The organism is Ewingella sp. CoE-038-23, from assembly GCF_040419245.1.
Classification (GTDB): domain Bacteria; phylum Pseudomonadota; class Gammaproteobacteria; order Enterobacterales; family Enterobacteriaceae; genus Ewingella; species Ewingella allii.
The window spans coordinates 924,793-940,168 of record NZ_JAZHOH010000001.1 but is presented as its reverse complement, the minus strand read 5'-3'; the positions used below and the strand labels follow the sequence as shown (position 1 = coordinate 940,168).

At 52.4% G+C, this 15,376-nt stretch carries 12 protein-coding genes; 2 read left to right on the top strand and 10 right to left on the bottom strand.

Features of this window, described 5'->3' with window-relative positions; translation table 11 throughout:
* Positions 1–201: 201 nt before the first annotated feature.
* Entirely contained in the window at positions 202–1,497 is a 1,296-nt protein-coding gene (gene csiE, locus V2154_RS04455) for a stationary phase inducible protein CsiE (RefSeq protein ID WP_353501224.1), read from the top strand.
* Here csiE and V2154_RS04450 read toward each other — a convergent pair.
* Both V2154_RS04450 and glyA read right to left on the bottom strand, forming a co-directional pair.
* Positions 1,494–2,642 carry a 3-phenylpropionate MFS transporter gene (locus V2154_RS04450; protein WP_353501223.1) on the bottom strand — a complete coding sequence of 383 codons (1,149 nt, stop codon included), beginning with the start codon at positions 2,640–2,642 and terminating at the stop codon, positions 1,494–1,496. The two genes, csiE and V2154_RS04450, sit on opposite strands and share 4 nt — an antisense overlap.
* A 198-nt stretch (positions 2,643–2,840) precedes the next feature.
* Entirely contained in the window at positions 2,841–4,094 is a 1,254-nt protein-coding gene (gene glyA, locus V2154_RS04445) for a serine hydroxymethyltransferase (RefSeq protein WP_353501222.1), read from the bottom strand.
* Positions 4,095–4,445: 351 nt separating this feature from the next.
* Between glyA and hmpA the strand changes: the two genes are divergently transcribed.
* Positions 4,446–5,636 (top strand): NO-inducible flavohemoprotein, encoded by a 1,191-nt coding sequence (hmpA, locus tag V2154_RS04440; RefSeq protein ID WP_353501221.1) that lies wholly within the window; start codon positions 4,446–4,448, stop codon positions 5,634–5,636.
* An 83-nt stretch (positions 5,637–5,719) separates the two neighbouring features.
* Here the strand turns inward: hmpA and glnB are convergent, their stop codons facing one another.
* From glnB to V2154_RS04400, 8 genes are all read right to left on the bottom strand, one after another.
* A complete protein-coding gene (gene glnB / locus V2154_RS04435; protein ID WP_013574351.1) occupies positions 5,720–6,058 on the bottom strand; it encodes a nitrogen regulatory protein P-II in 339 nt (112 codons plus the stop codon).
* 124 nt (positions 6,059–6,182) lie between these two features.
* Complete coding sequence (gene glrR, locus V2154_RS04430; protein WP_353501220.1) at positions 6,183–7,520, bottom strand: two-component system response regulator GlrR; 1,338 nt, start codon at positions 7,518–7,520, stop codon at positions 6,183–6,185.
* Complete coding sequence (gene qseG / locus V2154_RS04425) at positions 7,517–8,308, bottom strand: two-component system QseEF-associated lipoprotein QseG (RefSeq protein WP_353501219.1); 792 nt, start codon at positions 8,306–8,308, stop codon at positions 7,517–7,519. Before qseG ends, glrR begins: the two co-directional genes overlap by 4 nt.
* Positions 8,301–9,740: a sensor histidine kinase gene (locus V2154_RS04420; RefSeq protein WP_353503914.1), complete on the bottom strand. Its 1,440-nt coding sequence runs from the start codon at positions 9,738–9,740 to the stop codon at positions 8,301–8,303. The genes qseG and V2154_RS04420 overlap by 8 nt, the downstream gene beginning before the upstream one ends.
* Positions 9,741–10,302: 562 nt before the next feature.
* Positions 10,303–12,252 (bottom strand): peptidoglycan DD-transpeptidase MrdA, encoded by a 1,950-nt coding sequence (gene mrdA / locus V2154_RS04415; protein ID WP_353501218.1) that lies wholly within the window; start codon positions 12,250–12,252, stop codon positions 10,303–10,305.
* Positions 12,253–12,489: 237 nt separating this feature from the next.
* A complete protein-coding gene (locus V2154_RS04410) occupies positions 12,490–12,774 on the bottom strand; it encodes a hypothetical protein (protein WP_353501217.1) in 285 nt (94 codons plus the stop codon).
* Between the two features lie 260 nt (positions 12,775–13,034).
* Positions 13,035–14,999, bottom strand: coding sequence for an FKBP-type peptidyl-prolyl cis-trans isomerase N-terminal domain-containing protein (locus V2154_RS04405; RefSeq protein WP_353501216.1), 1,965 nt, complete (start codon positions 14,997–14,999; stop codon positions 13,035–13,037).
* On the bottom strand, positions 14,996–15,343 hold the full coding sequence (locus V2154_RS04400) for a YuaE family lipoprotein (RefSeq protein WP_353501215.1): 348 nt from the start codon (positions 15,341–15,343) through the stop codon (positions 14,996–14,998). The genes V2154_RS04405 and V2154_RS04400 overlap by 4 nt, the downstream gene beginning before the upstream one ends.
* Positions 15,344–15,376: the final 33 nt, after the last annotated feature.

Below are 15,376 nucleotides of genomic sequence, written 5' to 3'. Positions count from 1 at the left end.
GTTAAGGCCCGTAAAGTCAGTGAATACCTGCTGCTAATTGTTACAAAGTAACAGTTTTTACTGGTGCAATTAAGCGGATGAGAAAAATAACTGTGATCAGAGTTGTAAGCCGGTGTAAAACCGTGAGCTTCGCCGCGTCGCTCAACCCGTGGTTTGCTATGCTTTGCATATAATTTCACGCGTAAGTATATAGAAGGTCTTATGAGCCTGGACACCGCCCCCGTGCCTGAGCTCTCCGGTCAACAACGGCGCTGCCATGTTTTGTTGATGCTGTATGCGCCGTTACCGGCAATGCAACTGGAGACGATCAGCCAAATAAATGGCACTGACCTCCCCACCACTCGGCAGGATCTTGCCGATGTCCACCGAGATATAAACCGCCTGCATCGATTGAATATTCTGGAGTTTGGCGAGTCTGCATGCCAGTTACAGGGCGAACAGCTTGACCTGCGGCTGTGCCTGTTTCACGGCCTGCGCCGCGCCCTGCGCACCTCTCCGGCCTTTATCAATCAGCATTTTTCACCGTGGCTACATCAGGCGCTGGCCCCCTATCGCTTCGCCGACAGCCATTTTTATGAGCACGAGCTGAATCGGCTGATAAGCCAGTGCGCCGCCCAGCTGAGCCGGGAGTTTAGCGAGCGCGACCAGACTTTTCTGCGCGTCTATCTACAGTACTGCCTGTGGCAAAACCTGTCTCAAGGGGATAACAGCTTCGAGCCCGCCAAACTGACTGATTTACAGTGCCAGTGGCTGCGCGAAAAACCGGAGTTTACTGCCGCCAGTCGCCTGTTCACTCAGCTTCAGCACATCAGCGGCGGGCAGCTAGCCGAGGGTGAACGCGACTTCTTCACCCTGCTGCTGAGATTGCTGAAAAACCACCAGTACAGCAGTAGCGGCTCGTTGGAAGATGAGCAACTCACTCAGCAAGTGGCGCGATTAATTGCCAATTTCCAAGAAGTTGCCGGAATGAAGTTCAGCAGCGATGAGGGGCTAGCTCGCCAGCTTTTTGCTCATCTTGGCCCGGCGATTGAACGCTGCCATTTTGCGATTGGTATCGACAATCTGCTGCAAGATGAAGTCACGCGTATGTATCCAAGGCTGGTGCGTACCACTCGCGAGGCGCTGGAGGATTTCCAACTGGAGTACCAGATTCGGCTTTCGGAGGAGGAAGTGGGCTTAGTCGCCGTGACCTTCGGCGCGTGGCTGATGCAAGGTAACGCCCTGCACGAAAAGCAGATTTTACTGCTGACCGACAATAACCCGCAGTTGGAAGAGGCGGTTGAACAGCAGATCCGCGAGGCGACCCTGCTGCCACTTAATATTCAATATCAGACGCTGGCGGATTTCCAGCAGCTCGGCGCACCGGCCGGCGTCGCCATGATTGTCACGCCTTACGCAACACGGATCACCGACGCCGACCCGCTGGTCATTCACACCCAACTGCCATTGGCAAAAGAGCAGCGAAAACGCATTCGCTCGCTGCTCGAAGCTCATTAATCGATCGCGACTGGCGTCACTTTCGGCCGCAGGAAAATGGCCGGTGCCGCCACCAGCGCCATCACGAAGAACAGCCCAGCGTGCAGATGCTCAAACAAGAAGCCGGAAATCATGGTCATCACCGCTACGCCGCCGCCCATGGCTAACGCCGAATAAACCGATTGCAGGCGGATAACCTGATCCCGAGGGCGCGAGGCAATAAAGCGCATCCCCGCCAGATGGCAAACCGTGAAAGTGCCGCAGTGTAGGATTTGAATCAGGATAAGCCAAGGCAGCTCGATGAATGCCCCCATCAATGCCCAGCGCACCACGCCACAGCAGGCGGAGAGCAGCAGCAAATCGCGCGCGCTCCAGCGGCGGAACAGCTTATTGCTGAAGGTGAACACCAGCACTTCCGCCACCACGCCCAGCGACCATAGATACCCCACCACCGAGGCGGAATAGCCTTGGTCCTGCCAGTAAATCGCGCTAAAACCGTAATAGGCCGCGTGGGCACCTTGCAGCAAGGAGACGCAGAGTAAGAAGCGCCAGACCGGCGTTTCACTCAGCAAGGCTTTCCAGGAAATGGCCGGCTCGTTGTTTTCGCGCTTGGCTCCCACCGGCTTAACGCTCGGGCGGAACAGCATCCCCAGCAGCATGGCGGCGATGCCGACCGTCAGCGTGTAAAGAATCGCATTATGGCCATATACCGACACCAGCTTGCCGGTCAGCGCCGAACCTATCACAAAGGCTATTGATCCCCAGACGCGGACTTTGCCGTAATCCATGGTGATTTGGCGCTGTAGCGTGCCAGAAAGGGCATCGGTCAGGGGCACTAACGGGCCGAAGAAGATGCTAAACCCGGCGATGTTGATCATCAACCACGCCCAGCCGTTGCCAAACCAGTAGCCCACCGCGAAGGCCAGTGTCAGCAGTGCCAAAATGCGCAGGCCGGTAATTAAATGGGCGGGATCTTTAATGGCAGGAGAAATGATTAAGGTACCGAGGAAACGTGAAACTAAGCCGGCCCCCAGCAATAACCCGATATTTTCAGAAGAGATACCCTCGCCTTTTAGCCAAACCCCAAAGAAAGGCAGAAAAATACCGTAGCTGAAAAAGTAGGTGAAATAGCTAAGCCCTAGCCAATACGTTGAACGCAATACCATAGTTCCTCCGGTTTTTATGGCCGATACTTTGACAGAGGTCACACTAGCTAGCAATCAGCAGTGAAGGTGTTAAGAGAGGAATGTAAGGCGGCTCACAGTTATGGCTGGCTATTAACAAAAAACCCGCCGAGGCGGGTTTATTTATTCAGATCAAAACGCTGCAAGTCCTGAGTGATCACACTCAGACTCGGTCAGACATTACGCGTAAACCGGGAAGCGTGCGCAGATATCCAACACGTTTTTCTTAACGCGTTCGATAGTGGCTTCGTCGTTGATGTTGTCCAGAACGTCACAGATCCAGCCAGCCAGTTCGCGAACTTCGGCTTCTTTGAAACCACGACGGGTAACAGCCGGAGTACCGATACGCACGCCAGAGGTCACGAAAGGAGACTTCGGATCGTTTGGCACGGAGTTTTTGTTGACGGTGATGTTAGCACGGCCCAGCGCGGCGTCGGCTTCTTTACCGGTCAGGTTCTTATCAACCAAGTCCATCAGGAACAGGTGGTTGTGTGTACCGCCAGAAACCACGTTGTAACCACGTTCCATCACCACGGCCACCATAGCCTGTGCGTTTTTAGCCACTTGCTGTTGGTAAGTTTTGAACTCAGGCTCCATCGCTTCTTTCAGGGCTACCGCTTTACCGGCAATCACGTGCATCAGCGGGCCGCCCTGACCACCAGGGAATACGGCTGAGTTGAGTTTTTTATAGAACTCTTCGCTGCCGCCTTTCGCCAGAATCAAACCACCGCGAGGACCCGCCAGCGTTTTGTGGGTAGTGGTGGTGACGATGTGTGCGTGTGGCACTGGGTTCGGGTAAACGCCAGCTGCAATCAGACCGGCAACGTGTGCCATGTCGACGAAGAAGTAGGCGCCAACGCTGTCAGCAATTTCACGCATCTTGGCCCAGTCAACCACGCCAGAGAATGCAGAGAAGCCGCCGATGATCATTTTTGGCTTGTGGATTTCGGCCTGACGCTTAACGTCTTCATAGTCGATATCGCCGCCTTCGTTGATGCCGTAAGGCACCACGTTATAAAGCTTACCAGACAGGTTTACCGGAGAGCCGTGAGTCAGGTGACCACCGTGGCCCAGGTTCATCCCCAGAATGGTGTCGCCCGGCTGCAACAGCGCGGTGTAAACCGCGAAGTTAGCCTGTGAGCCAGAGTGTGGCTGCACGTTAGCGAAGTCTGCGCCAAACAGCTCTTTTGCGCGGTCGATAGCCAGTTGCTCAACGATATCCACGTATTCGCAGCCGCCGTAATAACGTTTGCCCGGATAACCTTCGGCATATTTGTTAGTCAGTTGCGAACCCTGAGCCTGCATGACGCGCGGGCTGGTGTAGTTTTCTGACGCAATCAGCTCGATATGTTCTTCCTGACGAACAACTTCCTTCTCCATTGCTGCCCACAGCTCAGCATCATAATCGGCAATGTTCATTTCACGCTTTAACATCCGCATCTCCTGACTCAACAAACTAAAAAATAAATGCCCCTTCCGGGTTCTGCGCAACAGTGTAAATGTTTAAGACGCCTGCGGATAGAGTCGGTTTAATGTTTTTAGGCAATCGATTGGCTTCAGACACGGCAAGGCTTCTATCCGTTAGGGACTTAGCGTAATCAAGGGAGTTTTCTTCACCATAACATGCATATTTTTCAGCTTTGTGACCCCGCCCGCACGCTTTATGAAACCCATGATTCCGGCATGGCTATTTACAACAATAAATCCTCGCTATAAGATGCATTAAAAATACATGTTTAAGAATTTATCGCTGAGATACGGGCCTAAGCCCAGGGAGCTAACACCATGCTAGACAGCCAAACTATCGCCACCGTGAAGTCCACCATCCCCCTGCTCGCCGCCACCGGACCGAAATTAACCGCCCACTTTTATGATCGCATGTTCGCGCATAACCCTGAGCTGAAAGACGTTTTTAATATGAGCAACCAGCGCAACGGCGATCAGCGGCAGGCACTGTTTGACGCCATCTGTGCCTATGCCGCTAACATCGAAAATCTCGCCGCGCTGCTGCCTGCCGTTGAGCGCATCGCGCAAAAGCACACCAGTTTCACCATCCAACCCGAGCAGTACAACATTGTCGGCACTCACCTGCTGGCGACGCTGGATGAGATGTTCAGTCCGGGTCAGGAAGTGCTGGATGCCTGGGGCAAAGCTTACGGCGTGTTGGCCGGGGTGTTTATTCAGCGTGAGGCCGATATTTATAAAGAGAGCGCCGAGAAGAAAGGCGGCTGGTCTGGCACCCGCGAATTCCGCATCAAGGAGAAGCGTCCGCAGAGTGATTTAATCACCAGTTTTGTGCTGGAGCCGGTAGACGGCCAGCCGGTGGCAGATTTTAACGCCGGGCAATATCTGGCGGTCTATATTCGCAGCCAGCAGTTAGAAAATCAGGAAATTCGCCAGTATTCACTGACTCAGGCACCAAACGGCAAAACCTATCGCATTGCGGTGAAGCGCGAAGAGCAAGGTCAGGTATCGAATTTCCTGCATAACCAGGCTCAGGAAGGGGACGTGGTGCATCTGGCCGCGCCGCACGGTGATTTCTTCCTCGAGGTGACGCCTCAGACGCCCGTCGCGCTGATTTCCGCCGGTGTCGGCCAAACGCCCATGCTCGGCATGCTCAACGTGCTGGCCGCCAATCAACATCAGGCCCCTATTCACTGGCTGCACGCCGCTGAAAATGGCCGGGTTCACGCCTTCGCGGATGAAGTGAAATCTTTGGGAAATTGCCTGCCGCAGCTGCAAAGCCACGTGTGGTATAACCAGCCGCAGGCGGAAGATTTGCCGGGCGAGCAGTATCAGTCTCAGGGACTGATGGACCTTAGCCTGCTGAAAAGCCAGCTCGCCGACCCGACGACCGAATTCTATCTCTGCGGCCCGGTGGGCTTTATGCAGTTCGCGGCCCAGCAGCTTGTGGCGCTCGGGGTTGCCGTCGACCACATTCATTACGAATGCTTCGGCCCGCATAAAGTGCTGTAATTAAAACAGATGCATAAAAAAAGGCTGACATCGCGTCAGCCTTTTTTATTGGCGTTTTCTGGTCATAAGACTGAAAACGGCAATTAGATCGCTTCTTCATCCTGCTCGCCAGTACGAATACGTACTACGCGCGCCACGTCGAACACGAAGATTTTGCCATCGCCGATTTTGCCGGTCTGGGCAGTGGTCATAATGGTTTCGACACAGGTATCAACGATATCGTCAGCCACTACGATCTCAATCTTCACTTTAGGCAGGAAGTCCACCATATACTCAGCGCCGCGGTAGAGTTCGGTATGGCCTTTCTGACGCCCAAAACCCTTCACCTCTGTCACGGTCATGCCGGTAATACCCACTTCGGCCAAGGCTTCACGGACATCATCGAGTTTAAACGGCTTAATAATCGCATCAATTTTCTTCATGGCGGACCCTTATAATCATTCATTTGCTCTCCGCCTTCCTGAGCGGCAGCGTGGTTCACATTCTGATTGCCAGCGGCAATGCACAGGCAGACGGTAAAGGTAACATAGTCAAAGAGCGTCGTGCTCACTCTTTAAAGTCGGTCGCTTCCAACTCGTGACGAGAAAGCAGCTTGTAGAATTCGGTTCGGTTGCGCCCGGCGATACGCGCCGCGTTGGTCACGTTGCCTTTGGTTATCTGCAACAGCTTGCGCAGGTAATTGAGTTCAAACTGATTACGCGCCTCGACGAAGGTCGGCAGCGCAGTGTTCTCCCCTTCCAAAGCCTGCTGTACCAAGGCTTCGCCAATCACTGGCGCGGAGGTCAGCGCCACGCACTGCTCAATCACGTTAACCAGCTGGCGAACATTGCCCGGCCAGCTGGCAGCCATCAGGCGTCGCATGGCGTCGGTTGAGAAGCTGCGTACAAAAGGTTTATGTCGCTGCGCGGCGACCCGCAGCAGGTGGTTCGCCAGCAAGGGAATATCTTCTGCACGCTCATTTAATGCCGGTAATTTTAAGCTAACGACATTCAGGCGATAGAACAAATCTTCGCGAAACTCGCCCTTCTCCATGGCTTTCGGCAAATTGCGGTGGGTCGCGGAGATAATTCGCACATCCACATCGATGTCGTGATTACTGCCCACCGGGCGCACTTTGCGCTCTTGCAGCACGCGCAGCAGTTTGACCTGAAGCGAAAGCGGCATGTCACCGATTTCATCTAAAAACAGCGTCCCCCCCGTCGCCGCCTGAAATAGTCCTTCCCGGCTACTCACCGCGCCGGTAAAGGCCCCTTTGGCGTGACCAAAGAGTTCAGACTCCAGAAGCTGCTCGGGCAGCGCGCCACAGTTAATCGCCGTGAAAGCCTTCTTGGCTCGCGGGCTGGCGGCGTGGATCGCCTGTGCCAACACCTCTTTCCCCGTGCCGCTTTGGCCGTTAATCAGCACGCTGACGTCAGACTGCGCCACCATATTGGCCTGCTCCAGCAGCCGCAGCATCACCGGATTGCGCGTGACAATCGCCTCACGCCAGCTCTCATCACCACTCGGCGAGGAGAGAGACAGCGCGGCGTCAATCGCTTTATACAGCGCGTCGCGATCAACGGGCTTGGTAAGGAAGCTAAACACCCCCTGCTGGGTGGCGGCAACCGCGTCGGGGATGGAACCATGGGCGGTGAGGATAATCACCGGCATGCCCGGCTGATGCTGTTGGATCTCGGCGAACAGCGCCATGCCGTCCATTTCATCCATGCGCAAGTCGCTGATCACTAAGTCAAAACGTTCACGATTAAGCAGACGTAGCGCCTCGGCTCCGCTTTCGGCGGTAGTGACGCGGAAACCCTCGCTGGTCAGGCGCATACCCAACAGCTTCAGCAGGCTCGGGTCGTCATCGACCAGCAACAGGCTGGCGGCTTTGCGTAACGTCATGGTTTCTTCTGCCCTTTAATCGGTGGCTGGTAAGTCTCTTCCGGCTTAACCGTTGCAGAGGCCGAATCGTTGTCCGGCAAATCACTCTGCATCTGCTTGCGCGAAGAGAGCTGACGCTCGATATCCGTCAGGTTTTTTAACTTACGCTGAGTATCCGTCAAGCTCTGTTGCAATGCCACTTGCTGCTCGGTGAGCTGCTCTATTTTGCTTTCGGACACGGCGGCCTGCCGCGCATTACGCGCTTTCTCATCCCCCAGCGTCACTTGCAGGGTTTGCCGCTCGCGCCACAGTTGCACCAAGGTTCGAATGGAGCCGGGCATCTGGACGCGGTATTCATTAACGCGAGCTAACAGCGCGCGACGCTGCTGCTGGTCCGGATCGGCCCCGGCGCGCAGGATGCTCTGCTTGAACACGGTATCCCACGAGTTAGCTTTGATTTGCTCAGCCTGATAGCGCGCCTGAGCGTCATTCATTCGGTCCGCGCAATCCATCGCCCGCAGCCAGAAAAGCGAGTTATTTATGGCGTCGCTATCATCCAGCGCCCACAGGGTTTCACAAGGCGCGAGGCGGAAATCCACCACTTTGGTGGTCGGGATCACATCCTCGACCGGGCGATAATAGCTGTCACTGGAAGAGTGCAAAGTACAGCCTGCGAGGAGGGTTGGAGCAACAATGACCGCCAAAGTGGCGCGGCATACTGCGGTTTTCAACCCGTGCTGAATACGGAATAAAAAAGATGCGGCGCTTTTTAACAGGCCGTCATGCTTAATTTGGCGTTTTTTAATCATTTTTCTCAGCAGTTAATGGCAATTCGATACGAAAACACACGTCGGCATGGTCAATAGTGACCAACCGTAATTCTCCGCGCATTCTGCGGATGCAATCCTGTGCAATGCTCAGCCCCAAACCACTGCCTTTTACGGCACCCTTGCGCTGCTGACTTCCCTGATAAAAAGGTTCGAAAATCATCGTTTTTTCGGCCTCAGGGATGGTATTTCCCGTGTTGGCAACGTCAATGATCACTTGGTTTTGTGACTGCCGACTGCGGACCCAAATGTTACCGGATTCAGCGCCATAGTGCACCGCATTGGAATAGAGATTATCCAGCACGCGCATCAATAAAGTCGGTTCCGCCCAGCAGAATTGGGCCGCCATATTGACCTCGGTGCTAATTTGCTTGGCTCTGGCGGGAAGGCTGTTGGATGCCACGATACTGTCGACCATGGCCGCTAAATCCACGCGCTCCTTCTCCATTGGCGCATCGGCGAGTTTGCGGTTGTAGTCCAACAGCTGTTCGATCAGCGTTTGTAAGTGGCGGCTGCTGTCATCGAGGATCGCCACCACCTCTTTTTGATCGGCCGTTAAAGGGCCTGCGACTTCATCCTGCAACAGCTCGGTGCCTTCGCGCATACTGGCCAAGGGAGTTTTTAACTCATGAGAAATATGGCGCAAAAACTCGTGGCGCTGTGACTCGAGCCACGCCAGACGCTCACTGAGCCAGACGATACGCTGAGCCAGGGAGCGAATTTCTCGTGGCCCTTTAAACTTGTCGGCATTGCCCAGCGTGCCTCGCTCACCCAGCCGGTTAATCATCCGCTCTACGCGCTTAACCGGGCCGATAATCATCCGTGTAAACAGCAAGACCAGCGCCCCGCTAAGCAAGAACAGCACCAACGCCTGCCAGCCAAAGAACTGGCCGCGCTCGGCGATGGCGCGCTGCAACTGCTGGCCGCGGGTAAAAATCACTTCACGCGTGGCCTGAACCATTTCGGCATTCGAACGGGCGAAGTCTTCCAGTTGCGCTGAGGTGGCGGCGTTCGGGCTGTTATTTTGGCATTTTAATTGGGCGAGTTGGGTCAGTAAGCCTCGCAGCGATTGGTAATAGCGAACGTCGGGGAGCACGGAGGCGTGGGCGTCGAGCATCTGCGCGTAGCGCTTGCGCTGGCTGTCGTATAAACGAGACAAGGCAGGATCATCCAACACGCAATATTGCCGATAGCTGCGCTCCATTTCTAAGGCAACGCTCGACATCGCTTCACTGCGACGCGCATCGGTTAGCGTGGTGCGATTGATTTCAGCGGCTTGAGAACTGAGGTGATCCAGACTTTGATATGCCTGATAAGCCAATACCAGCAGGGGTAGAAGCACGAACAGGAAGGCCATCAACACGAGTTGGCGCAGGGAGCCGGGAAATATTCTTCCTCTTTTCAACGCATTTATCTCATTGGTAAACCGATGTCTAAATGCTAACTGAGTAACTGATTTACAGCCAGAAAAGAGTCAAATTAAAAGGAGTGTTAGAGCACTTTTAGGAGGGGGACTGAACACCCTTCAAGGCGAAGGTGTTCAGTCATCCAGAATAGGTGGTGCCTCACTCAACGTGTCGTTCGATGTTTGATAACGTGCTTGCGCAACGATTATCGGTCTGGTGAACGATAGGCACCTTGCTTTGGCGTCATTCGGGCATTATGGGCACATTTTGCGGATTAGCGCAGGCTATCATAATCAATTGAATGAGCAACTGCGCTTATTATGCATGCTTCGTGCCACAAATTAAACTTCAAAAATAAATGATTGATTAGTAGAGGGAAAATAATTCCTTTTATTTTTAATCGTTGTCTGCTGCCTTAAAAGAAAGTGCATTTATTCAACAAAGTGTCGCTAAAAAACAACACTTCACAATCATAAGAATAAAGATATTCAATATCAATTAGTTAAATGTCTCTTTTTAGAGACACCACTCTTAGGGATTTGTCTCTGTTTTCCGACACTCAGCGCATTATTAATGTTCGCTAAAACCCAGCGCATTGGGCGCAGGCACATCTTGCTCACAGTTGGCCGGATTATCGACCTTGGCCGGGTCACATTTCGCCACCACTTCCGGCGGCAAGAAGATATGGTCGAGAATAGCGCGCGCCGTCGGCCCGGCCACCACGCCGTCTCCCCCGCCGTTCTCGAGGATCAGCGCCATCACGACTTTGGGATTTTTATATGGCGCGAAGGCCGTGTAGAAGATGTGGTCACGCAGTCTGATTGGCGTCATTTTGGCATTGTAGATTTGGTTTTCACGCAGGCTGAACACCTGCGATGTCCCTGATTTCGCAGCGATTTGATAAGGCGCGGTATGGAACAGTTTGTAGCCCGTCCCGTTAGGGAAGTTCGCCATGCCGAACATGCCGTTGCGCACAATTCCCCAGATAGGTGATTTAGGATCAGCGATCTGTGTGGTCGGCGGCTGCACGTATGGCGTGATCACTTTGCCACTCTGGCTTGAGTAAAGCAGGTGCGGCGTTTGCAATTTACCGTTATTCACCAAGGCACTTAGAGCTCGCACCATCTGGATTGGCGTCGCGACCCAGTAACCCTGGCCGATACCTACGGAAACAGTATCCCCCTGATACCAACCCTTCTTATGGACTTTCTGCTTCCACTCGCGACTTGGCAGCACGCCGTTGTACTGCTCGTCGAGGTCAATCCCGGTCGATTGCCCATAGCCGAATTTACTCAGCCACTCGTGAATACGGTCGATACCCATCTCATAGGCCACCTGATAGAAGAAGGTATCCGCTGACTCCTCGATAGCTTTAGTCACATTCAGCATACCGTGGCCGGTTTTCAGCCAGTCGCGGTAGCGGCGTTCCGTGCCCGGCAGTGTCCAGGTCGGCGCGCCGAAGAAAGTTGTTTGCGGCGTGATAACCCCGGCAAACAGCGCCGATGTGGCCATAAATGGCTTAACCGTGGACGCCGGCGGGTAAAGGCCCTGAGTCACGCGGTTAATCAGCGGAAGGTCAGGGTTCTTCAGCAGCGCGCTGTACTGTTTGCTGGAGATGCCGTTGACGAAGGGGTTGGGATCGTAGCTCGGGCTGGAAACCATCGCCTTAATGCCGCCGTCTCGCGGGTCCATCACGACGACCGCGGCGCGCTGGCCTTTCAGCACTTTCTCAATATATTGCTGTAGACCTAAATCCAGCGTCAGATAGATATTTTGCCCAGCCTGGGGAGGCACTTCCCTCAGCAGGCGCACCACGTGACCGTGGTTATCCACTTCGACTTCCTGATAGCCGGTATGCCCATGGAGAATATTTTCATAATACTTCTCCACGCCCTGCTTACCTATGTCATGGTCAGCGGCATAGTTTTCGGCAATTCCTTCTTTTTCGAGACGTTTTTCGTCTTTGTCATTGATTTTCGACACATAACCGACGACGTGCGCCAGCTCCGCCCCGTAAGGGTACTGCCGCTGCTGGTAGGTGCTGATGGACACGCCGGGAAAATTGAATTGATTGACTGAGAAGCGCGCCACCTCGACGTCGGTCAACGCCAGCTTCAGCGGGATCTCAGCGAACTTACGGCCGTGGATCATGGCATCGTGGAAGTTATCCAGATCGTCCTGCGTAAGATCCACGATGGGGGTCAAGGCTTTTAGCGTGGCCTGAAGATCATCCACCTTGCCGGGAATAATTTCTATCTGATACAGGGTGATATTCTGCGCCAGAACCACACCATTGCGATCCATGATAAGCCCGCGGCTCGGGGCGATCGGCAACATTTTGATGTCATTTTGGTTGGAACGCGTTTGGTAAAAATCATGCATCCCAATCTGTAAACGATACAGGTTATAAACCAGTACGGAAGAGAGCAGCACCACGACCACAAAGGCGATGACGGCACGGCGGACAAAAAGGACGGACTCAGCGGTATGGTCGCGAATTTCGTCATTAAGTAGAGCCATAGGCGCGCAAAACCCTTTCTAATCGGCTTATAAAGCAGTGGCGGAAACGGAATGGTGAAAAGGCCGCAAGTCTATCGGCTCAGGCATACCCCGACTATAAGAAGTGTGCTAATGAACTGGCAGTAATGTTTCTATTTATGAAAATGTAAGAGGAAAAAGTAACAGTTAAAACAAATTGAGATGCGAATCCCGCTATCAAAAGCCAGATTCGCAGAAGAAGGGATGAGTCAGCAGGGCTTATTTCGTTGCGATTTCTACACAGTCGCCATACACATAACCGTCGGTTTCTGTCGCGACCACAAAGTTGTTTTTAACGTGAATATACATCAGGTTATCTTGCGCCCCGGCCTTCATAGGCTGGTTATTCTGACCAATGATATCCGTCAGCTCCGGGCTGGTGATCATTTTGGTACCGTCTGGGGAGAAGGTGAAAGTATTGCCAGCGTCAAACACGTGCGCGTCTTTATTAATCACATCGGCGGTTTCAGTACCATCCGCGGCTTGTACGTTATGCGTTAACACACATTTATAGGCCGTTACGGCGGACGCTGAAAAGGAAGTCAACGCCAGCAAAATTGCAACGAAAGCACCCAACCTGAACATGAGAATAGTCCTACCCTGTAAAGTTGCGGCACATCCTATCACTTGCGCTTTTTATAGGAAGAGGTCTGAGAAAAAAAGCCTAAGTCTCAGCCTTATTTGGATTAAGGCGGTAATTAAACCACCCAAGCTTAAGCAGGCCGGTAATTTAGCCTGCTTAAGCATTTTGCTGCGGATGGTTATTAATCTTCTTTAATGCCAAGAACCTTAATTGTCATAATGGACAATGAGTTAGGTGGGATTTTCCCCGCAATGCCCTTTTCTCCATACGCTAAATTAGGTGGGATATAGAGCGTCGCTTCTCCATTAATCCCCATCTTCACAATCACCTCCTGCAAGGTAAGTGGAATATCTTTAACGGCAGCAGCAATGACATTGTTGTCTTTTTCGCTGGCAATGATCGTACCGTCACCTAATTTCTCGATAATTTTGATACGGACGCTGTCAGTCGGTTTCACTTTTAGCGCAGAACCCGGCTTGGTGATGACATAAATGAAGTTACTTTTCGCTTTCACGGCGTTCTTCATTTTCGCAGCCTTGGCCATAACCTGCTCATTTATAGCTCTGTTTTTGTTCCCTTTATCAGCCGTATTCTCATTAATTTCCTTATCGACTACCGCCAGAGAAGCTTCGATCTCTTTATCAGTCAGCAACGGGGTGTGATTAAAACGATCCAACAAGCCTTTGAGGACGATGTTTTGATCCACCGGGGCAGTGTAAGCGGTGATCTTTCTCAACTCCTGCTCAGACTCCAGCCCGATGAAATACCCCAAGGAATAGGCGCGTTTCGCCAATCTTCCAGCTTTGCTATCGGCAGTAATTGATGCTTTGACCTGCTCACTGCTTGGTATGCCAGAGGTCACATTAGCCGCTGATTTCTCTGCCAGTTGTTTCTTCACATTGGCCAACTCAGTCGCCAGCGCGGCTTGCTCATCGGCCCATTTTTTACTGCCAGCCTGTGCATCTGCCTGTTGTTTGGCAACTTGGGCAGCAAGCTGAGTTTTCTCTGTGTTGAGCGAAGCAATCTGCGCATCAACCTTGGTTTTATCCTGCGCGGCTTGTTTCTCTACCGCCTGTAAGCGCAGATTTTCATTACTGGCTTTCTTCTCTGCGGCCTGAGATTCCACCAGCTGTTTGGTTATCTGAGACTGCTGGGCGGTAAGAGCGGCGATCTGATTATCCTGCTTAACCTTGCCCTGCGCAGACTGTTTGGCTTCAGCCTGTAGACGAAGATTTTCATCTGCAGATTTTTTCGCCGCAGCCTGTGCCTCTGCCAAATGTTTAGCAGCATGCGCAGCTGTTTGGGTTTGCTGCGCAGTCAGTTCGGCAATCTGTTTATCCAGCTTGGCTTTGTCTTGCTCGGCTTGTTTCACTGCTGCCTGTAGACGAGCGTTTTCATCGCTGGCCTTCTTCCCCGCCGCCTGTACATCTGCCAATTGCTTAGCCGACTGCGACGACCCCTGCTTTTGCTGTGCTGTCAGTTCGGAAATCTGCTTATCCAGCCTGGCTTTATCCTGCTCGGCCTGGTTGACGGCTGCCTGCAGACGACTGTTTTCATCGCTGGCCTTTTTCCCTGCTGCCTGAGCATCTGCCAATTGCTTAGCCGACTGGGAAGAATCCTGCTGTCGCTGCGCAGTCAGTTTGGCAATCTGCGCATCCAGCTTGGCTTTCTCCTGCTCGGCCTGTCTGGCCGATGCTGACAGTCGGGCGTTATCTTCATTGGCCTTCAGCAATGCCTGCTGTGCATCACTCAGCTGCCGCGCGGTCTCTTTGGCTTGCACCTCGAGCGTTTCAGGTACTGGCTCACCGCTGATCGCCGCAAGCTTTTTTCTAATGGTAATAATTTCAGACTGAAGCTTCTTATTTTTATTATTGAGTTCAGAAAGCTGCTGCTTATACCATTGAGCAGTTAGCGGAGTATTCTGCGAGTTATCTTTTTTTTTCGGAATATCCTTGGATAATTCCCCAGACGAATCCTGTTCGCTAACGCCAGATGAACTAAATACTGGCTGAAGAGCCGGTTTTACTAATTTTTCCTCTCGTAATTTATTTAGAAGATTGAGGTTATTAGTATTATCTTCCGCCACTGCCCCTCTCATACTAGCAAGAGCAAGAAAAACGCAGATACAAAGAGTACGCTTCATCATAGATTGTTAATTTCCTGTGATCTTTTTTCCATGTTCTTAAATGACGCATCTTTGACCCGCGCGCAGATCAATTTAATCTTGTTACTCAACTCCATACCGAGGATATCTTTAGAATCCTTGTTAATATTCAGACTGTTAGTTCGGTAAACCTCATAGGCTTGGTTTACCTTGGAGAATTGTTGCTGATAGATTTCGTAGGAAGCAGGATCAATATTTTTTAGCGCTTTAAATTCGTTAATGCAGGATTGTTCACTGGCATTTGCCACTTTCCCTTTTATTCCTGCTTTCGGCGTTGTACACCCAATTAAGGTAAGAAGCGGAAAAAGTATTAACAAACGTGCCATATTTCTTCTCATTGCATTATGTTCCCTATTCGA

Coding starts and splice junctions, on each gene's coding strand:
- hmpA (WP_353501221.1), top strand. CDS start 4,446: ATGCTAGACAGCCAAACTATCGCCACCGTGAAGTCCACCATCCCCCTG.
- glrR (WP_353501220.1), bottom strand. CDS start 7,520: ATGACGTTACGCAAAGCCGCCAGCCTGTTGCTGGTCGATGACGACCCG.
- V2154_RS04450 (WP_353501223.1), bottom strand. CDS start 2,642: ATGGTATTGCGTTCAACGTATTGGCTAGGGCTTAGCTATTTCACCTAC.
- glnB (WP_013574351.1), bottom strand. CDS start 6,058: ATGAAGAAAATTGATGCGATTATTAAGCCGTTTAAACTCGATGATGTC.
- V2154_RS04405 (WP_353501216.1), bottom strand. CDS start 14,999: ATGATGAAGCGTACTCTTTGTATCTGCGTTTTTCTTGCTCTTGCTAGT.
- glyA (WP_353501222.1), bottom strand. CDS start 4,094: ATGTTAAAGCGTGAAATGAACATTGCCGATTATGATGCTGAGCTGTGG.
- mrdA (WP_353501218.1), bottom strand. CDS start 12,252: ATGGCTCTACTTAATGACGAAATTCGCGACCATACCGCTGAGTCCGTC.
- qseG (WP_353501219.1), bottom strand. CDS start 8,308: ATGATTAAAAAACGCCAAATTAAGCATGACGGCCTGTTAAAAAGCGCC.
- csiE (WP_353501224.1), top strand. CDS start 202: ATGAGCCTGGACACCGCCCCCGTGCCTGAGCTCTCCGGTCAACAACGG.
- V2154_RS04400 (WP_353501215.1), bottom strand. CDS start 15,343: ATGGCACGTTTGTTAATACTTTTTCCGCTTCTTACCTTAATTGGGTGT.